We start from the raw sequence: 18,702 nt of genomic DNA, 5'->3' as shown, positions 1-18,702 counted from the left end.
ATGCACCCAGATATTCCTCGGACAAGCGAACCCTCCCATGACTTTGCTCGGTACCCGTTTTCTCAGTCTCGTTTTTTTTGCAGGCGCGACGCTGGCACTCAATTTGCCGGCTAATGCCCAGCAGGCAGGCGGCAAGGCCCCTCCCCCGCCACAAGTAACGGCGGTTGCCGTTCAGCCGGAGGAAGTGGACCTGTCCTACCAATATGCGGCGCGGATTACGGCATACCGTGACGTGCAGGTGCGTGCCCGCGTTGGCGGTATTCTCCTGAAGCGGAATTTCATCGAAGGGTCGGAAGTGAAAGCCGGCGATCTGCTGTTTGAGATCGATCCGGCGCCTTATGAAGCGGAGCTCGCCCGCGTCCAGGCCCAGCTGCAGCAGGCTCAGGCTCAGTACGCCCAGTCCATACGGGATGCGGATCGAGCGCAGACACTGGTGGACCAGAAAGTGCAGAGCACCGCGGCGCGCGATACGGCAGTATCGACACGCGATTTGAACGCTGCAGCGGTTGCCGCGGCAAAGGCGCAGGTCAGGACAGCAGAACTCAATCTGCAATATACGAAAGTGACTGCGCCCATCAGCGGTGTGACAACACGCGAGCAGGTTTCGGAAGGCAGCCTGATTGGAACAGATGCGGCTTCCAGCCTGCTGACATCGATTACGCAGACCGATCCGGTCTATATCAACTTCTCCTTTACCGATACGGAAGCGGCGGAAATCCGCCGTCTGCTGGACGAGCGCAAGGCCAAGGGGCTCGAAGCCAACAAGCTTGCGGTCAAACTCTCCTTTGGCGACGGCACGGTTTACAATCATCTCGGAACCATCGATTTCACCTCAAGCAGTCTTGATCTGGAAACGGGCACGCTGGGTGTGCGTGCCATCATCGACAATCCGGATCGCCGGCTCCTTCCCGGCCAGTTCGTCCGCGCGACGGTGACGGGTGTGACGGTGAACGATACAATCGTCATTCCCGAAGCGGCCCTGATGCAGGGACCCAAAGGCCAGTTCGTCTATATCGTGAACAATGAAGGCAAGGCGGAAGTCCGGCCGCTCAATCTCGGTCAGCAGGTCAACAAGGGCTGGATCGTACTTTCCGGCCTCGCCGCGGGTGACCGTGTGGTCACGGAAGGTGTCATCAAGGTCAAACCGGGACAACTGGTGTCCGCGACTGACAGTGTGAAACAGGCGCTGGTGACCCAATGAACCGGTTCTTCATCGATCGACCGGTTTTTGCGGCCGTCATTTCGATCATCATCGTTCTCGCTGGCATTGTCGCGATAAGGGTGCTCCCGATTGCTCAGTATCCGGAACTGACGCCACCGCAGGTGGTGGTCAGCGCCAATTATCCGGGCGCCAGCGCCGAAACCATCGCCCAAACCGTTGCATCACCGCTGGAGCAGCAGATCAACGGCGTCGAAAACATGCTCTACATGCAGTCGACCAACTCGGCCAGCGGCCAGATGCAGCTGACGGTAACCTTTGCGCTGGGAACCAATGCTGACCAGGCGACGATCAACGTCAACAATCGCGTGCAGCGCGCGACATCGACCCTGCCGCAGGACGTGACCCGGCAGGGCGTGACCGTCGCCAAACGCTCCACATCCATTCTCGGCCTTGTCGCGATGTTTTCCGAGGGCGGCCAGTATGACCGCACCTATATCGGCAATTACGCGCTGCTGAACGTTGTCGACGATCTGAAGCGCATTCCGGGTGTCGGCGACGCGCAGGTTCTCGGCAATCCCAATTATTCCATGCGCATCTGGCTGCGCCCCGACAAGCTGGCACAATACAGTTTGACCCCGACGGATGTGGCAACGGCCATTCGCGAGCAGAATTCCCAGTTCGCCGCGGGCAAATTTGGTGATCAGCCTGATCCCCAGCCCAATGCCTTCACCTATTCCGCCACAACAATGGGTCGCCTGCCCGATGCCAAGGCGTTCGAAAACATCATCCTGCGTTCGTCGCCCAACGCGGCAACCCTGCGGCTTGGTGATGTGGCACGGGTGGAGCTCGGAGCGCAGAGCTATGCGGTGGACAGCAAGCTCAATGGAACGCCTGCTATTCCCATCGCGGTCTATCTGCAGCCGGGCGCCAATGCGCTCAACACGATGGAAGCCGTGCGCAGCCGCATGGATGAGCTGAAAGCCGCCTTCCCCACAGGCATGGACTATTCGATCCCCTACAACACCACCAAATTCATCCAGGCGTCGATCGATGAAGTCGTGACCACCTTCATCGAAGCGATCATTCTCGTCGTGCTGGTGGTCTTCATCTTCCTGCAGAACTGGCGCGCCACGCTTATTCCGGTCATTGCCGTTCCAATCTCGATCATCGGCACATTTGCCGGCATGTACGTGCTTGGCTTCTCCATCAACCTGCTGACACTGTTCGGTCTCGTGCTGGCGATCGGTATCGTGGTCGACGATGCGATCGTGGTGCTGGAAAACGTCGAACGCATCATGTCGACGGAAAAGCTGCCGCCGCGCGAGGCGGCGATCAAGGCGATGAGCGAGGTGACCGGACCCGTTGTCGCCATCGTTCTGGTGCTGTGCGCAGTGTTCGTGCCTGTTTCCTTCATGGGCGGGCTTGCCGGCGCCATGTACAAGCAGTTCGCCGTTACCATCGCCATGTCGGTGACCATCTCGGGCATTGTCGCATTGTCGCTGACGCCGGCGCTCTGCGGCCTGATCCTGAAGCCGGGTCATCATGAACCGGCGCTGCCCTTCCGTATCTTCAACCGGGCTTTTGACCGCGTGGCGTCAGGCTATACGTCAGGCGTTCGCTTTCTGATCAAACGGGTCGCCATCGGCTTGACGCTGTTTGCCTTCCTGATCGGCGGCACGGCCTATATGTTCTACAAGATACCGGGCTCGCTTGTTCCTGACGAAGACCAGGGTGTGCTTCTCAGCGTTGCCGTGCTGCCGCCGGCGGCCTCGTTGACACGAACGAAAGCGGCCATGGAGCAGTCATCGCAGAATCTGGCGAAGCATCCTGCGGCCGAGAACGTCTTTGCCATCGCCGGTTTCGATCTCCTCTCGGGCGGGCAGAAGTCCAATGCCGGCACCACCTTCCTCACCCTGAAGGACTGGAGCCAACGCAAGACGCCGGAACTCGATTCCCGCAATATGGCGGGCCCGATCATGGGGATGAATGCGGGTATCAAGGATGCCATGGTGCTGGCATTCAATCCGCCGCCCATTCAGGGATTGAGTACGACGGGCGGTTTCGAGCTTTACGTACAGAACCGCACGGGGAGCGATGTGGCCAAGCTCACGGACGCTACAAATAAAATCGTCGAGGCTGCATCCAAGCGCCCCGAACTCACGAGCGTGAGAACGACGTTTGATCCGAATGTGCCGCAGTACCAGCTTGATCTCGACCGCGACAAGGCCAAGGCGCTGAATGTTCCGATCAACTCTGTCTTCGATGCCATGCAGGCGTCCTTCGGCAGCCTCTATGTGAATGATTTCACACTGTATGGCCGTAACTATCAGGTCAACCTGCAGTCGGAAGCGGATTTCCGCCGTACGCCCGATGACCTGCGCCAGGTGTTTGTGCGTGCCAATTCCGGCAGTATGATTCCGCTCAGCGCCCTGGTGACCGTCAAGCGCATTGTTGGTCCGGATCAGCTCGAGCGGTTCAATGCCTTCAGCGCCGCCAAGGTGACCGGCAATCCGGCACCGGGTTACACATCGGGCGATGCTATCAAGGCCATGCAGCAAGTGGCCAAGGAGACGCTGCCCGAAGGCTTCCAGATCGCCTGGACTGGGTCCTCCTTCCAGGAGTTGGCAACGAGCGGTACAGGCTCGCAGGCGATGATTTTCGGCATCATCATGGTGTTCCTGATCCTGGCGGCCCAGTATGAAAAATGGAGCCTGCCGCTGGCGGTCATCATGGCGGTGCCTTTCGCACTTTTCGGTGCCTTGGCCGCGACTATGCTGCGCGGATTGACCAATGACGTGTACTTCCAGATCGGCATGGTGACGCTGATCGGTCTTGCGGCAAAGAACGCCATCCTGATTGTCGAATTCGCCGTCATGAAACGCCAGGAAGGCTATTCGGCGGCAGAAGCTGCCATCGAGGCCGCACGGCTGCGTTTCCGGCCAATTGTCATGACTTCCCTCGCGTTCATTCTGGGTGTTGTGCCGCTGGCCATCAGTTCAGGTGCCGGTTCGGCAAGCCGTCATGCGATCGGTACGGGCGTTATCGGCGGCATGCTGGCGGCGACCTTTATCGCGACATTCTTCATCCCGATGTTCTACCGGCTTATCGCCTGGAAGGACCCGGGCAAGAAGAAATCATCCCTGCCCGATACGCAACCGGCGACGGCGCCAGCTGAGTAGCAGATGAAGTCCCCTCCCCCGCTCTGGAACGAGGGGGCTTCGCTCTTTCCGGTTATGATTTTACTTGCGACATGGGCTCGCGTCGGGATTTTTTCCCAGCGAAACTGACACGAAGAAAGAGGGCTGTGGTAAATCCCGCAAAGACCACGCAGAGCCCGCTTGTGATGACCACCCCTCCCCACAAGGAGAAGAAACTATCGATCTCGGCCGATTGCGGTTCATCGGGATCATAGAAGACGGTAACGATTTCGTTGCGAGCAAAGGATGGTGGATACGAAGCACTTGTCGACTTGAATTCGATTCTGGTGCCATCCGCTGTCATGAACTCGACCATGGCCGAGAAAGAGCAGGTCCGCCGTTCCCGGACGACTCCATCAGCATTTCAACGACACGCCCCTGAGCCCGTTGCGCGTGAACGATGAAACGATGTGCGTGTATCGCCAAATATCCTGAAACTCCGAAGAGAATCAGCGCCACTGCGAGAAAACCGGGTTTGGCGATTGTTGAGCCACGCATGGGCAGAGTTTTTAATGAACTTGGCGTATAGATCAAGTCTGCGCTGAACGCTAAGAAGGCGGCTGGCGATACGTGGGAGGAAGCGATGGCCGTTCGACGCATAGTGCCAAATCTCAAGGCATCCGATCCTGAACGTGCCAGGAAGTTTTATCAGGAATTGCTCGATCTCGACGTGGTTATGGATCACGGCTGGATACTGACATTCGCCTCTGACGTGACCTCCAGGCCGGAAGTAAGTGTGGCAAGCGAAGGCGGTTCAGGCACCCCCCTCCCCTCCCTTTCCATCGAGGTCGATGATGTCGACATCATCTATCAGCGGGCAAAAGCAGCCGGGCTGGAGATTCCATACGATATAAGCAATGAGCCATGGGGCGTGCGCCGCTTCTATGTCTGCGATCCCTTCGGAAATATCGTCAATATTCTCTCACACGGCTGAACCTATATTTCGGTTAACCATTTAACTATATGATTTTAAAACAAGATAGTTCTTATACGGTCATGTCCACGGGGTTACTTTCCACTAGAAAGTCGATGAAGGCACGAATGCGGGCAGCCATATGCTCATGTCCGGCGAAGACGGCATGGATAAACTCCATGTCTTCCGGATTATAATCATCGAGAACCGGTACGAGTGTACCAGCATCCAGATCCTTCTGCACGTGAAACTGGCCAATGCGTGCCAGTCCCAGTCCTGCAATCGCCAGCTGGCGCACGCTCGATCCGTTATTGGCCTTGAAGTTGCCTTTCACCGCGACGGGGCGAATGCGCTCCTCTCCCGGGTAGCGGAAAGCCCACTCATCCATGCTGCGGCGAAAGTTGAACGTCAGGCAATTGTGCTGTGCCAGCTCGTCCGGCGTCTGCGGAACACCGTGCTTGGCCAGATAGTCCGGCGCAGCCACGATCACGCGGCGGCTCTCGCCCAGTTTGCGCGCCTTCAAACCCGAGTCGCGCATGGGGCCGGTGCGGATGGCCACATCCGCGCGCTCTTCGATGATATCGATGACACCATCCGAGAGTGACAGGTCCAGCTCGACATCGGGATAACGCGCCAGGAAAGCCGGCACCAGGGGAACAATGCAGCGCGTCCCGAAACCCACCGACGAGTTGACGCGCAACAGACCACGCGGAACGGCTGCGCCGCCCGAGGTCATCAGCCGTTCCGTCTCCTCGATTTCGGCAATGATACGCACCGCGCGCTGATGATAGGCCTCGCCTTCCGGCGTCAGCTGCAGTGCCCGCGTCGAGCGAACAAGCAGGCGCGTGCCGAGACGTTCTTCGATCCGGGTGATCAGCTTGCTTATGGCAGAGGGCGACAGACCAAGCCGTTCGGCCGCGGCGGTAAAACTGCCGCGCTCCACGGCTTCCACGAAAACCTCCATCTCGCCTGCGCGATTGTTCACGGCAAACACCTCGGCCATTCATATGAATTCATTTCACAGACCATAGTTTATTTTACTGCATTATAACAGCAATGGGTTTGCGCCATATGTCGGTCAGTAACCGTGGAATAACACAGGAGAATACAATGCATTCCGTTTCAGCCAATGGTGCCTCGATACCCGCTCTGGGCTTTGGCACGTTCCGTATGCCCGGTGCCGATGTTTTGCGCATGGTGCCGCATGCGCTCAAACTGGGTTTCCGCCACATCGATACTGCGCAGATCTATGGGAACGAAGCCGAGGTCGGCGAAGGTCTTCGCAATTCGGGTGTTGCACGCCGTGATGTATTTCTGACAACCAAGGTCTGGGTTGACAACTATCGGCGTGATGCCTTCGTCGCCTCGGTCGAAGAGAGTCTGAAAAAACTGAAGACCGATTATATAGACCTTCTGCTGCTGCATTGGCCGAATGATGTAGTACCGCTTGCCGAACAGATCGGCGCCCTGAACGAAGTGAGGGCGGAGGGCAAAGTGCGCCATATCGGAGTGAGCAACTTCAATACGGCGCTGATGGCCGAAGCGGTGGCACTGACCGATGCACCGCTGGTGACCAATCAGGTAGAGTATCATCCCTATCTCGACCAGAAGCCCGTCATCGATGCGGCGCGAAAGGCTGGCCTGTCGGTGACCGGCTATTACGCGATGGCAGACGGCGCCGTCTTTGCCGATTCCGTACTCAAGGATATTGCTGCGCGCGAAGGAAAAACTGTTGCCCAGATTGTGCTGCGCTGGATGGTGCAGCAGAGGGGGTTGATTGCTTTGTCGAAGACCGTGAGCGAGGCACGTGCGATCGAGAATTTCGCCGTTTTCGACTTTGCGCTCAGTGATGCGGATATGGCGGCCATCCATGGACTCGCGCGTACGGACGGCCGTATCGTCAGCCCGAGCGGCCTGGCTCCGGTATGGGATAAAATTGCATAAGCAAGGCCGCATACAAGAAGGCTGCCTGCGGTGAAAAGAAATTGCAGTCCACCTCCGTTGTCTTTGCAAGGGAGGTGAACTGCCGGATACCTGTTATGATGCAATGGATAGTGATTCCATTTCATTTACCGAAGACCACGCAATGTTGTGATTGTCCGGTGTTGTACGCGTACAACTCATCGGTAACGGCGGCCATCTGCCAGTGCGGGATTCGCGGGCAAGCATTCCTGGAATTGGTTGTACGCGTACAACTGCGGTGGCTTCCTGGGGCGTCAGCCCACTTAACTGTTGGTTAACCTAAAACAGTTTGCCACAAAAGGAGAATCTCTCCATATTGTAATCAGCGCATATTTTTAAAGTTTGGGCCAAAATGCGCGGATGAGAGGTTGAGATGCTTGATCAGAACCCGGCAGATGTGCCCGCAACGACGTTGCGGTCGTTGATCGCATCTGACGCTGAAGATTTGGCGCGGCAGCTGCAAGCTCATCAATCGCGCATTTTCCCGCCCACTGCGCAGAAGACAATCCGTCTTTTCACGCCGGCCGAGGCTGCAGACTTCATCGGCATTCATGAGGGGTATCTGCGCCAGATCGTGGCGGATGGTCATGGCCCCGCGCCGCAACCCAATGGTCGCAGGCTCTATTCCGTCAATGACCTGGAAGAACTGCGCCGTCTGCTCGATGCCAACGGCAAGAGTGCTGCCAAATATGTGCGGCATCGCCGGGACGGTGAAAAGCTGCAGATCATTTCGATCATGAACTTCAAGGGCGGAAGCGCCAAGACGACGACATCCGCACATTTGGCGCAGTATCTGGCGCTGCGGGGATATCGCGTGCTTGCCATCGACCTCGATCCGCAGGCTTCGCTTTCCGCTATGTTCGGGCACCAGCCGGAACTGGATGTGGATCAGAACGAGACGTTGTACGGCGCCATCCGCTACGGCTCCGACCGCAGGCATATCACCGAAATCGTCCGTGCAACCTATACGCCGAACCTGCACATCATTCCGGGCAATCTGGAATTGATGGAATTCGAGCACGAAACGCCGAAAGTTCTGGCGGACAAGCGTCCTGATACGATGTTTTTCTCGCGGATCGGCGAATGTCTTGCCGATATCGAATCCGCCTATGACGTGGTCATCCTCGATTGCCCGCCGCAGCTGGGTTTCCTGTCGCTGTCGGCCCTTTGTGCTGCAACCGCCATCCTGATCACGGTTCATCCGCAGATGCTGGATGTAATGTCGATGTCGCAGTTCCTGCACATGACCAGCGATCTGCTTGCCGTGGTGGAGAATGCCGGGGGCAAGACCGACTATGACTGGATGCGCTATCTGGTGACGCGCTTTGAACCGAATGATGGCCCGCAGAACCAGATGGCGGGCTTCATGCGTTCCATTTTCGGCAATCGCGTTCTTGAGAATGAAATGCTGAAGTCCACGGCGATTTCCGATGCCGGCCTGACCAAGCAGACGCTCTACGAAGTGGACCGTTCGCTGTTCACGCGCGGCACCTACGATCGCGCACTGGAAAGCCTGACATTGGTCAATGGTGAAATCGAGGAACTGCTCCGTAGAACGTGGGGAAGGAAGTAACCCATGGCGCGCAAGAACCTGTTTGAAATGACGCCGGATACCGCTGAACCGGAAGCTGCGGCACCTGTCAGGACGACGCTCGGTCGGCCTTTGCTGGGCCTTGATCGTCCATTGCGCCCAGCAAGCCCCGTAGGTGCAATCTCCCAATCGCTGGATGGCATATCCGCCAAGGCGCAGCGCGCGGAAGAAATTGAAAAGCGCCTTGCCGAGGGGCAGGCGATCATCGAGCTTGATCCTTCGCTGGTTGATGCCTCGTTCGTTGTTGATCGTCTTGGTGTTGATGCTGAGGATCAATCCGGTCTGGTCGACCAGATTCGTGAACACGGCCAGCAGGTCCCGATCCTGGTGCGCCCTCATCCTGAAAGGGCAGGGCGGTTTCAGGTTGCCTATGGTCACAGGCGTCTGGCCGCCATCAAGGAGATCGGCGGGACGGTCAAAGCCGTTGTACGCGATCTCACGGACGAGCAACTGATCGTCTCGCAAGGCCAGGAAAACAACGCCCGCACGGACTTGTCGTTCATTGAACGGTGCTATTTTGCGGCAAAGCTGGAAACCAAGGGCTTTGGCCGCGAGACAATCATGTCGTCGCTGGGCGTGGATAAAGCGGCACTGTCACGGATGATTGCCCTGGTAAGGCGCGTGCCATCGCCTTTGATCGAAGCGATCGGCCCGGCTCCGTCTTTTGGGCGGCAACGGTGGGCAGAAATCGCTGATATGGTCGAGGACAGGGCCAAGCGTATGCGGGCTCTCAAGCACATTGAAGATGCAGATTTTCTCACAGCCAGGAGCGATGCCCGCTTTCAGATTATCTTTGATCTCCTCAAGATCAGCAAAGACAAGCCGCGTGTGACGGCCTGGACTGCGCCTGACGGAACATCTCCGGCGAAGATCAAGGAGACCGATACGGCGCTTAATATAGCTTTCGACAAACGGAGTGGCGCGCAGTTCGGCGCTTTTGTCGAGCGCAAGCTGCTTACTTTGTTTGAAGAATTCCGGAAGGAAACAGGAGACTAGACACCGCAAAAGAAAAAAGCTCCCGAACGTTGCCGTCGCGGAAGCCCTTCTCACAGTGTGGTAACTTGAGAATCGCATTTCCGGGAATCAGTGTCAAGACATTTTGGCGTCGTTTGGGCGAGCGGATTTCTTTTGCCTATTGAAAGGTAGAAGACGATGCAGTCGGGGAATGCATTCACGACGCCCTTCGGGCGGCGATCGCTGTCGCTTGGCATGCTGGCAACGCAGGCGCAGGCGAGCGACGTCGATCCAGAAGCTTCAGTCGACAAATGGAAGCTGTTTCGCTCCTTATGCGAGGCGCGGGCGCTGATCGGGATTTCCGACCGGGCGCTGGTGGTTTTGAACGCGCTGCTGACGTTCTATCCGCAGAACGCGCTCAGCGAGGCGGGTGGCCTGGTGGTGTTTCCGTCCAATGTGCAGCTGTCGCTGCGCGCGCACGGCATGGCGCCGGCAACGCTGCGCCGGCATTTGAGCGCGCTGGTGGAAACCGGCCTGATTTTCCGCAAGGACAGCCCCAACGGCAAGCGTTATGCGCGCAAAGCCCGGGCAGCGGGGGCAGGGGAGGGCGGCGAGGCCTTTGGCTTCTCGCTGGCACCATTGGTGGTGCGGGCGCAGGAGTTCGACACTATGGCGCAGACGGTGCGGGGCGAGCGGCTGCAGCTGAAGCTGATGAAGGAGAAGGTGACGCTGTTGCGCCGCGACATCGTCAAGCTGATCGAGCTGGGCTTTGAGGAAATGCCTGACATCGACTGGAACGGCCACCACACGGCGTTTCGCGGTGTGATTGATGATATTCCCCGCCAGGCGAGGATCCGCGATCTGGAGCCGATTGTCGACGGCCTGGAATGCATCCAGCTGGAGATCTCCAAGTTGTTGCAGAATAAGCTGAATTCGACACAATCAAGCGCCAAAGAGTCTCATTCTGAGCGCCACAAACAAAATTCAAACACCCAATCCACATCTGATCTTGAACCTGGCTTTAGAAAAAACCAAGGCCAAGCCGACGCGCACAATGACGACGGGGATCTGCCGAGCGAACCGCAGCAAGAGCAGGGGGAAGGCCAGGCAGCGGAAAACCCGGGCCCGGGCCGGAGGATGCCGGCAGACATGTCCGGCGGCAGCATCGATCTTTCCGGGCTGGGCGCGGAGGCCTTCGAGGCAAAGCCGGTTCCGCTCGGACTGGTGCGCCAGGCCTGTCCGGATATCGCGGCCTATGCCAGGAACGGCCTTGCCAGCTGGGCCGAACTGATGGGCGCGGCCATTGTCGTGCGCTCCATGCTCGGCGTCAGCCCATCCGCCTATGAGGAGGCCTGTGCGGTGCTCGGCCAGGAAAACGCCGCCATTGCCATGGCCTGCATCCTGCAAAGGGCCGATCAGATCAATTCGGCCGGCGGTTACCTCCGCTCCCTCACCGACAAGGCGGCCAAGGGCGAATTCTCCGTCTGGCCGATGCTGCTCGCCCAGCTCAGGGCCAATGGCACCCATGTCAGGCTGGTCAAGGGGCAGCTGGAATGACACCGACATGGCGCGCCAACCACACCGTTTCGCGGGCGAAACCACCCGGAAAACCCCAGCAAATCCAATGTGTACAAACACGCAAGACGCGAGAAAACGAACAGTTGTACATGCCGATAAGAGAAAAACACCGGCGAGTACGCGGGTGATGGGACAAAGCGGAGGGGCAGGGGGCACCAAAAAACTCATTAAAAGCAACGCTGTACAGCCAAGCAAAGCCACGAATGCCGCGATAAGCGGGTAGATGGACGGCCACAGAGCTGACTAAATTTGCAGACAGGGGAAATGGAAGTGCGCAAAGCTCACCCAGGTGAATCAGGGCTGCATTCTTATCCATCATGCAGAAGCTAATGGGTATATAAATTCGTACCAGCTGGAAAAATATAATGAAAACAACACTGCTTACTGCCGACAATCGCGATCTATCTCGCTCGTGATGGGGGTAGCCGGCACCGCGAGCATGGCGTGCACCGGTGTCATCAACAGTGACAAAGCCAGCCGATACCATGCCGGTATGGAGAACGGCGGCATCCTCTTCGATGAAGCGATCCAGTCACCTCGACGGCGCGGGCCAAGGAATGGACGTCGAGGGCATTCTGCGTGTCACGCAAGGCCTGCAAATCCGACTGAAATACTTTTTCGATCACCGCAGCTGTATCGTCATCCGGGGTCAAATCCTCGTGGATAAATTGCACGGGTTGCACCAGTTCACGCGCAAGGGAGAGCTTGATCTGTTGGAACCCACGGGCACCGATGGTCTGGCAAAAACCGATAACGCTTCCCTCGCTCACTTCTGCCCGTTCTGCGACCTCGGTCACGGACATGTGCACGACGTCGGCGGCATTCTTCGTGATGAAATCCGCAATGCGACCGGCAGCCGGCGCCAGGTCCTTTCGAATTGCCTGAATACGATCAATAACCCCGGAAAACGCTTGTCCAGCTTAAGCGACTATACGTGGATGCGCCGTGGAAGGGTTGTGGGCTCGCTGCACGTTTCATGGATCGAATCTTTGAGGAATGCCGCTGGCGCGGAACGGATCGGCTTTGGCTCACTGTTTGGACGCAAAATCATCGAGCAATCGCGTTCTATGAGAAGACCGGCTTTCGCGTGTCGGGAGCAGAGACGTTCATGCTAGGTGAGGATGCGCAAACGGATCATGTCATGGAGATGGCGGTTCCACAGATCGTCACACGAATTTCAGACTGAGATACTTTTACCTAGATAGGTTCATCAACTGTTGCGCAACTGGCGGACTAGGGGTCAGAACAAGACCAGTTCAAATCATCTAGGCAGGAACTGGTTCCCCGATGGCAGAGGTCAGCGACTTAAGATAGTTGGTGACAAGCTGTACGCGAGCATTTCCTGCCCTTTGATGCGGCGCTACCAGCCCCATGACGCAATCGGCAAGCGTGTCGTACTGCCTATTCCCACAAGGCCCGCGATGAAAAAGAACATTGGATCGGATGTTGTCGGATACTGTGGCGCTGTTGATCCGGTCTGTCACGCTTGCCGCCGCAGTGATGGCTGCATGGAAGGCTGTTTTGCTGCCGGATTCCAGCTTTCCAGCGACAAGCGTAATAACCTGGCCACTCTGACGAATGATCATTCCCGGCAAAACGGGCCTCAGCGCACGGTTCAGTTGCATGACTGTGGATGCATAGACTGCTGTGAAAGTGGGGTGTTCAATGTCTTTGTCGAGACCATCAAGCGCTATGCAGTTGATGAGAATGTCAATTTTGCCAACGTCCTGACAAACGCGAAGCACCTCTTCTGACAACCAGATTTCATTTTTGGTGCTGACAACACCCGATCCGTCAGTTGGAACTGAAAACGGACTCCCAACGCAATGAACATCATAGCCTTTCGTCCGAAATGCCTGAACGAGTGGAGCGGCCAGTGCTTTACCAGCACCGACCAAAAGGACCGATTTCTGCTTTAAATTCGTCATTGTAGCGGTACCTCCGGTTAAGCTGCGCCACAAGGCGCGACGTTCCGGCAGGCATTGCGTGAATAGATGCTTGCGACCGGATACCGTGGCTAAATCAGAATTAATCGGCTGATTGTCATGCCCAACAACTCCCAAACTGGTGCTATCGTGCGGCCAATCCGGAATGCAATCTGCTAACTATTTAATTAACCAATGAAAAAGTGCCCCCGAATTGGTAGCAGTTCTCCCGCGCACAGGGCGGGCCACGAAATTTGTCGAGAGTAAACCCTGGTTCTCATCAGGCGAGAGCATCGTCTCGTGTGCGCTTATGGCTGGAATGCCTTGCTCATAGGCATTCAAGTATTTCGAACTTGGGTTTGTGTTCAGAAAACGATCGCTTCCATTCTGGAGGTAGTTTTTCCTAGTAATTTCAGTGAATTGGCTGAAGAAATCTGTTTTTGATGCCCGAATGCATCCGGATTGGAACCTGTTTCGAATGACTCCATCCGATTTTCATAGAATTAACACGCCAATCGAAACGGCCGTTTTCTCCGGCGCGCCGAAACACAAGGATTGGCGGTTGTCATGACAGAAGCAAGATTTGACGGAAGCCATAATATCAAAGACGGACGTTCCGCTGCCAAGCGCTGGTCGGGCGCAGCCGCGAGTGATCCAGAGCTCAGGTATCGGCATAGCGCGCATCAATTGAAAACGCGCCGTTATCAGTTTGGCCAGGAATCCAGGAAGCTGGAAAGCATCATGGTCCCCATCTGGATCGGTGTGCTTTCCACTACTCTTCTGTTCTCGGCCTTGGCGCTAAAACTCACATTCGATTTCTGAGCCCGTCGACCGGGATGCGGCAGATGTCAACTTTGGCGGGCTCTCGCCCGCCCAATCCAAGAAGGCCACCAGCGAATTCCCCCATCGCAGGAACCTTCATTCCCGACCTGCTTACGCCGTCAAGCGAAAGCAGGTCGGGACACATCCAATTCGAACAACGCGTTGAAACCTCCCAAGGCGGCGCATGTGCAAGGAAAATGTAAATGTTGAAATCTCTTCTTTCCCTTGCGGGAGCAGGCGTTGCCGCTCTTGCACTCTGCAATGCGGCCTTTGCCGTTGACGCCGGCCTGCCGGGCGGAGCTACATCTTTGCGCGAACAGCATGGTGATTGGACAGTCATCTGCGGCGTTGACGACAAAAGTGCGAAGAACTGCATTCTGATTCAGGAACAGGTCCGCCAGGTCAAGGATGGCCCAAGCCAGCGCGTTCTCGCTGTGGAAATTCAGCCGAAAGAAAAGGCCGTTGAAGCTGTTTTTGTTCTTCCACTGGGTCTCAAGCTTGATAAGGGAGCAGTCCTGCAGATCGACGATGGCAAGGCCAGTGACGCCAATCCATTCCGGACCTGTCTGCTAGCAGGTTGCGTCGTTAACGTGTCGGCCGATGCAAAATTGATAACCTCCCTGGGCAAGGGAAAGGCTCTCAACGTCAAGACCGTCACCGATGATGGCAAGGATGCCAATTTCACCATCTCGCTCAATGGCTTTCAGAATGCGTTCGATCGCGCTGTAGCCCTCCAGAAATAATCGCGCCCGGTCTGTCAACCACATCGGTTGGCTGTGCGAGGGGGTGCCGATCCGTAGCCCGCAGCCAGATAGATGGCGGCGGCATGGATCCCTGCGTCCCTATTCAACCAAAACAACACCATCGTCCGGCAACTGCATCGCGGTCTGGTGGACCCGAAGGAACACGAAAATGACCTCGAAATATCTCGCGAAACCCGACCGCCTGCTGCGGTCCAGTTTCAAACGTCTTGCCGTTTCAACTGCAATCCTGACCGTACTCGGTTTGCCCGCAGCAGCACAGGTCATCGCGGACGGAACCAATGAAACTGTGGCACCGGGTACCGTCATTGATACGGGTACGCAACCTGGAGCTGCCAATTCTGGTTTCTGGGCAACCAACAACGGTAGTATTCGCGCCGACGGACCTCTGAGCATTACGACCGGAGGCTATGCTGCGAATGGCATAACAGCCGAAAAGGGCGGCCAAATTGACGTTAAAGGCGCGGTCATCAAAACGACCGGAATATTGGCATTTGGTGTTGGCGTGTCCCATGGCGCACATGTTATAGCGACGGATGTCAGTATCAGCACCGAAGGACCGAATTCCCATGGTGTGCTGGTTTATTACACAGGTAGCACCTACACCCAGAACGGCGGAAGCGTTTCAACGACGGGTAATAGCGCTGTCGGTTTTCAGATTCGAAGCGGTGGAACAGCCGATATCACGGATGTTGACGTTTCGACCGCCGGGGCGAGTTCGCACGGCGTGGATTTGGCAAACGCAGGCTCAAGCTTTCAAATCAAAGACAGTCGCATTACCTCCGCTGGAAATGACGCAATCGGTGTAAAAGCGGCCAATAATGCCCTTGCCGATCTGATCGGCACGACAATTGAAACGAGTGGTGCTGGTGCGCATGGTGTTCAAGCGCTGTCGGGTGCTGTGATTAATGGCACCAATGTTGATGTGACAACACATGGCAAGGGTGCCCATGGACTGTTTGCGAGCGGTGGCCAGATCAATCTGGACCAAAGCAGGGTTGTAACGACGGGAGACTCGTCTTTCGGCGTTCTGAGCGATGGTGCCGGATCCGACGTTTCGGTTACAAACAGCTTCATCGAAACTGCTGGCTATGGCTCTCTGGCAACCCGCGCGCAAGGCGGTGGTCACCTCAGTATTAGTGACAGCGTCATCAAATCCACCGGGACGTATGGCCATGGTCTTCAGGCCTTTCAAGGCGGCAGTGCCGACATCGAAAACTCTATCATTGAAACGCAGGGCGACACGGCTTATGGCCTCGACGCCGAGGCGGACTCGCAGATCACGGCCAACAATGTGATGATCACGACCCATGGTCCACGGGCTAAGGCAATCGTCGCTGGAGTTGGCAGCCATGTGAGTGTCGACACGGCTATCATCAATACGGCGGGCTATGGATCGCATGGCTTGTATACGTCGGGCGGCACGATCGACGCCGACAATGTTGATATTGCCACCTCAGGTCCAACCGCCGACGGAGTGTATGCGAGCGCAGGCACGATCAATCTGTCGAATTCCCGTGTGACCACACATGGCAGTTACAATTCCGGGCTTACCGCGTTTTACGGCTCCGGTCGGATCAATGCCAAAAACGTTGAGGTAAACGTTGATAATCCCACGACGGCGGGCGTGCAGGCCGGCTATGGCGGTCAGGTCACTCTCGACACGGTCAGTGTCACCGGAACCAACGGCAGTACCGGTCTCACTACGACTTATGGCGGTACCATTACCGGTTCGAACGTCGCGGTCGAGGTGAGCAGCCTTGGCGATAACAAAGCTATAGGTATGTCAGTCGTTGGCGGCAATTCTCTGTTTGACCTTACCAACTCGTCGGTCACGGCTTCCGGTGAAGGCGCAACCGGGCTTTATGTGGTCACTGACGGTCAGGCTGCGCTGCACATGAAGGGTAGCGTGCTCGATGTGAAAGATGGAACGGCCATCGATGTCGCCAGCAGCAATCTGGACGTTGACCTGGATGGCTCATCTGTTGTTGGCAAGCAGATCCTCAACGTGAACGAGTATACCGGCACGGGCGATCCGCGGATCATCAATGTGAAAGCGACGAACGGATCCTACCTTGAAGGTGATGTACATGTTGCCGCCGGCGAGGGTCAGCATGCCGCCATTTCCCTTGATCAGGGATCGGTTCTGAAGGGCGCAACAGATGGCTTGCATGAGCTCGGTGTAGCCAACAAAAGCGTCTGGCAAATCACCGGCGATTCCAATGTCGGGACGCTGCTGAATGATAACGGCACTGTCGCCTTCGGTGCAGATGGTGCGTTCAAGACACTGACGGTCGGCAGCCTTGAAAGCCGCAATGGTTCCTTCCTTTTCAACAGCAAACTCAATGAGGGCGGAGCTGCGACCGAGACGGATAAACTCGTGGTGACCGGGGATACGACCGGCGACGGCAAGTTCTTCATCGCCAACAGAGGCGGACAGGGCGCAGTGACCGGAACCGGCGCAACCGACGGCATCAAGCTCACGGATATTGGCGGTGTCAGCAACGGCACGTTCGAACTTGGCGCTGCTGCCGTTGTCGGCATCTATGACTACAAGCTCGTCAAGGCTGACGGTCAGGACTGGTACCTGCAAACGGAAGGTGAGGATCCGGTCGATCCCGTCGATCCGGGCTGTGAAGAAACCGGAACCTGCCCGCCGCCTGGCGGCCATATCGTGGATACGGTTCCAGGCTACAATATCGCTCTTGCCAGCGCACAGGAACATGTTCTGACGACTCTCGATACGTTTCACGAACGGGTCGGCGAATTGCGCTCGGAAGAAATGAGCGAAGGGTTCCATGCCTGGACCCGCGGTATCGGCAAGACCGGGTCCTATTCGCCGAAGGTCAACGGTTACAATGGCCATGGCTTCGACATGACCACAGGCGGCGTGCAGATCGGCGGCGACTATTCGCTTGGCGGCGTGTTCATCCCCGGTGACAAGCTCACCCTTGGCGTGTTTGGTGAATATGCCCACTCCAACTTTAATGTTCGTGGCCGTACGGCATCGGGTTCGATCTCGAGCAAGGGCGTCGGAGCCTATGCGACATGGCAACAACATGTGCCAACCGATACAAAGCCGGGTACCGGAGCCTATGTCGATGCTGTTGTGAAGCAGGATTGGCTGGATTTCGGTGTGGAAGCCAAATCCGTGTCGGGGTTTGCGATCGGTCACAGCTATAGCGGCAAGGCCACGTCGGCTTCGATCGAGACCGGCTATGGTTTTGATCTTGGCAACAATGTCGTTCTGCAACCGCAGGCCCAGCTGTCTTATTCGAAGATCACGGCCGATAACTTCACGGACGGCAATGGCATTGCTGTTCACGGCCAGGAAGCGGAAAGCCTGCGCGGTCGTCTTGGTATCCGTCTGGAGAAGACATTCTTCTTCGGCGATGACGGGGACGAACAGGTCTACCTGATGCCGGTCCCCGAGAAGGCTGCCAAGGGCAAAGCCAAGACCAAAGGCAAAATGAAGACCAAAGTCGTGGTTGCGCCGGCAAAGAAGAAGAAATTTGTGAAATCAGTCACAACCTTCGTCGATGGCAATGTGAAGCATGAATTCAAGGGCAGGAACGGGCTCCACGTAGCGGATACGGCGATTGGGTCCGATATGCGCGGCACCCGTTACGACATCGGTGTCGGTGCGGAAGCCAAGGTTGCCAAGAATGTCAGCTTCTTCGGCCGGGCGTCGGTCGAATTTGGCGGCAGCACCGATGTGGCAGGCAAGGTCACTGGCGGTCTCAAGATCACCTGGTAATCAAACTGTTCCGGCCGGAGCCCTAAGCAACCCATCCGGCCGGAACACCTTCTTTGATTTTCTGACATCGCAGATCTTCG

14 protein-coding genes and 1 pseudogene are annotated in these 18,702 nt (G+C 56.8%); 11 read left to right on the top strand and 4 right to left on the bottom strand.

Annotation, left to right across the window (positions count from 1 at the left end; translation table 11 throughout):
- The first annotated feature begins 37 nt into the window (after positions 1 to 37).
- On the top strand, positions 38 to 1,201 hold the full coding sequence (locus tag ACZ25R_RS04300; protein WP_403185040.1) for an efflux RND transporter periplasmic adaptor subunit: 1,164 nt from the start codon (positions 38 to 40) through the stop codon (positions 1,199 to 1,201).
- Positions 1,198 to 4,341: an efflux RND transporter permease subunit gene (locus ACZ25R_RS04295; protein WP_472460167.1), complete on the top strand. Its 3,144-nt coding sequence runs from the start codon at positions 1,198 to 1,200 to the stop codon at positions 4,339 to 4,341. The genes ACZ25R_RS04300 and ACZ25R_RS04295 overlap by 4 nt, the downstream gene beginning before the upstream one ends.
- Before the next feature lie 52 nt (positions 4,342 to 4,393).
- Here the strand turns inward: ACZ25R_RS04295 and ACZ25R_RS04290 are convergent, their stop codons facing one another.
- Positions 4,394 to 4,663 carry a DUF3592 domain-containing protein gene (locus tag ACZ25R_RS04290; RefSeq protein WP_472460166.1) on the bottom strand — a complete coding sequence of 90 codons (270 nt, stop codon included), beginning with the start codon at positions 4,661 to 4,663 and terminating at the stop codon, positions 4,394 to 4,396.
- A 279-nt stretch (positions 4,664 to 4,942) separates the two neighbouring features.
- Between ACZ25R_RS04290 and ACZ25R_RS04285 the strand changes: the two genes are divergently transcribed.
- A complete protein-coding gene (locus ACZ25R_RS04285) occupies positions 4,943 to 5,293 on the top strand; it encodes a VOC family protein (RefSeq protein ID WP_472460165.1) in 351 nt (116 codons plus the stop codon).
- 52 nt (positions 5,294 to 5,345) lie between these two features.
- Here the strand turns inward: ACZ25R_RS04285 and ACZ25R_RS04280 are convergent, their stop codons facing one another.
- Positions 5,346 to 6,257 (bottom strand): LysR family transcriptional regulator, encoded by a 912-nt coding sequence (locus ACZ25R_RS04280; RefSeq protein ID WP_472460164.1) that lies wholly within the window; start codon positions 6,255 to 6,257, stop codon positions 5,346 to 5,348.
- 125 nt (positions 6,258 to 6,382) lie between these two features.
- Between ACZ25R_RS04280 and ACZ25R_RS04275 the strand changes: the two genes are divergently transcribed.
- The 4 genes from ACZ25R_RS04275 to repC all read left to right on the top strand — a co-directional run bounded on the left by ACZ25R_RS04275 (position 6,383) and on the right by repC (position 11,336).
- On the top strand, positions 6,383 to 7,216 hold the full coding sequence (locus ACZ25R_RS04275) for an aldo/keto reductase (protein ID WP_472460515.1): 834 nt from the start codon (positions 6,383 to 6,385) through the stop codon (positions 7,214 to 7,216).
- 391 nt (positions 7,217 to 7,607) lie between these two features.
- Entirely contained in the window at positions 7,608 to 8,807 is a 1,200-nt protein-coding gene (gene repA / locus ACZ25R_RS04270; protein ID WP_223616078.1) for a plasmid partitioning protein RepA, read from the top strand.
- Positions 8,808 to 8,810: 3 nt separating this feature from the next.
- The gene (repB, locus tag ACZ25R_RS04265; protein ID WP_472460163.1) at positions 8,811 to 9,821 is read left to right on the top strand and encodes a plasmid partitioning protein RepB; all 1,011 of its coding nucleotides are present in this window, start codon (positions 8,811 to 8,813) and stop codon (positions 9,819 to 9,821) included.
- Between the two features lie 156 nt (positions 9,822 to 9,977).
- Positions 9,978 to 11,336 carry a plasmid replication protein RepC gene (repC, locus tag ACZ25R_RS04260; RefSeq protein ID WP_472459634.1) on the top strand — a complete coding sequence of 453 codons (1,359 nt, stop codon included), beginning with the start codon at positions 9,978 to 9,980 and terminating at the stop codon, positions 11,334 to 11,336.
- Between the two features lie 761 nt (positions 11,337 to 12,097).
- Here the strand turns inward: repC and ACZ25R_RS04255 are convergent.
- Positions 12,098 to 12,202: pseudogene (locus tag ACZ25R_RS04255) on the bottom strand (transcriptional regulator); the annotation flags it as partial.
- 89 nt (positions 12,203 to 12,291) lie between these two features.
- Between ACZ25R_RS04255 and ACZ25R_RS04250 the strand changes: the two are divergent.
- Positions 12,292 to 12,543 carry a GNAT family N-acetyltransferase gene (locus ACZ25R_RS04250; protein ID WP_472460162.1) on the top strand — a complete coding sequence of 84 codons (252 nt, stop codon included), beginning with the start codon at positions 12,292 to 12,294 and terminating at the stop codon, positions 12,541 to 12,543.
- A gap of 79 nt (positions 12,544 to 12,622) precedes the next feature.
- Here ACZ25R_RS04250 and ACZ25R_RS04245 read toward each other — a convergent pair whose 3' ends face one another.
- Entirely contained in the window at positions 12,623 to 13,285 is a 663-nt protein-coding gene (locus ACZ25R_RS04245; RefSeq protein WP_472460161.1) for a hypothetical protein, read from the bottom strand.
- A gap of 564 nt (positions 13,286 to 13,849) precedes the next feature.
- On the opposite strand from ACZ25R_RS04245, the gene ACZ25R_RS04240 reads away from it, so the two are divergent.
- The 3 genes from ACZ25R_RS04240 (at position 13,850) to ACZ25R_RS04230 (ending at position 18,622) form a co-directional block, all read left to right on the top strand.
- Complete coding sequence (locus ACZ25R_RS04240) at positions 13,850 to 14,104, top strand: hypothetical protein (RefSeq protein WP_472460160.1); 255 nt, start codon at positions 13,850 to 13,852, stop codon at positions 14,102 to 14,104.
- A gap of 203 nt (positions 14,105 to 14,307) precedes the next feature.
- Positions 14,308 to 14,847, top strand: a complete 540-nt coding sequence (locus ACZ25R_RS04235) for an invasion associated locus B family protein (protein WP_472460159.1) — start codon at positions 14,308 to 14,310, stop codon at positions 14,845 to 14,847.
- Between the two features lie 169 nt (positions 14,848 to 15,016).
- The gene (locus ACZ25R_RS04230) at positions 15,017 to 18,622 is read left to right on the top strand and encodes an autotransporter family protein (RefSeq protein ID WP_472460158.1); all 3,606 of its coding nucleotides are present in this window, start codon (positions 15,017 to 15,019) and stop codon (positions 18,620 to 18,622) included.
- Positions 18,623 to 18,702 lie beyond the last annotated feature (80 nt).

This window comes from Phyllobacterium sp. RCAM01083 (genome assembly GCF_055685835.1).
Note: the sequence above shows the minus strand (reverse complement) of the source record. Positions and strands in the feature narration are given on the sequence as shown.

Bases quoted from the DNA above. Each gene is read 5' to 3' on its own strand.
- ACZ25R_RS04295 (WP_472460167.1), top strand. From the start codon at position 1,198: ATGAACCGGTTCTTCATCGATCGACCGGTTTTTGCGGCCGTCATTTCG.
- repA (WP_223616078.1), top strand. From the start codon at position 7,608: ATGCTTGATCAGAACCCGGCAGATGTGCCCGCAACGACGTTGCGGTCG.
- ACZ25R_RS04285 (WP_472460165.1), top strand. From the start codon at position 4,943: ATGGCCGTTCGACGCATAGTGCCAAATCTCAAGGCATCCGATCCTGAA.
- repC (WP_472459634.1), top strand. From the start codon at position 9,978: ATGCAGTCGGGGAATGCATTCACGACGCCCTTCGGGCGGCGATCGCTG.
- ACZ25R_RS04235 (WP_472460159.1), top strand. From the start codon at position 14,308: ATGTTGAAATCTCTTCTTTCCCTTGCGGGAGCAGGCGTTGCCGCTCTT.
- ACZ25R_RS04245 (WP_472460161.1), bottom strand. From the start codon at position 13,285: ATGACGAATTTAAAGCAGAAATCGGTCCTTTTGGTCGGTGCTGGTAAA.
- ACZ25R_RS04275 (WP_472460515.1), top strand. From the start codon at position 6,383: ATGCATTCCGTTTCAGCCAATGGTGCCTCGATACCCGCTCTGGGCTTT.
- repB (WP_472460163.1), top strand. From the start codon at position 8,811: ATGGCGCGCAAGAACCTGTTTGAAATGACGCCGGATACCGCTGAACCG.
- ACZ25R_RS04240 (WP_472460160.1), top strand. From the start codon at position 13,850: ATGACAGAAGCAAGATTTGACGGAAGCCATAATATCAAAGACGGACGT.
- ACZ25R_RS04230 (WP_472460158.1), top strand. From the start codon at position 15,017: ATGACCTCGAAATATCTCGCGAAACCCGACCGCCTGCTGCGGTCCAGT.
- ACZ25R_RS04290 (WP_472460166.1), bottom strand. From the start codon at position 4,663: ATGACAGCGGATGGCACCAGAATCGAATTCAAGTCGACAAGTGCTTCG.
- ACZ25R_RS04300 (WP_403185040.1), top strand. From the start codon at position 38: ATGACTTTGCTCGGTACCCGTTTTCTCAGTCTCGTTTTTTTTGCAGGC.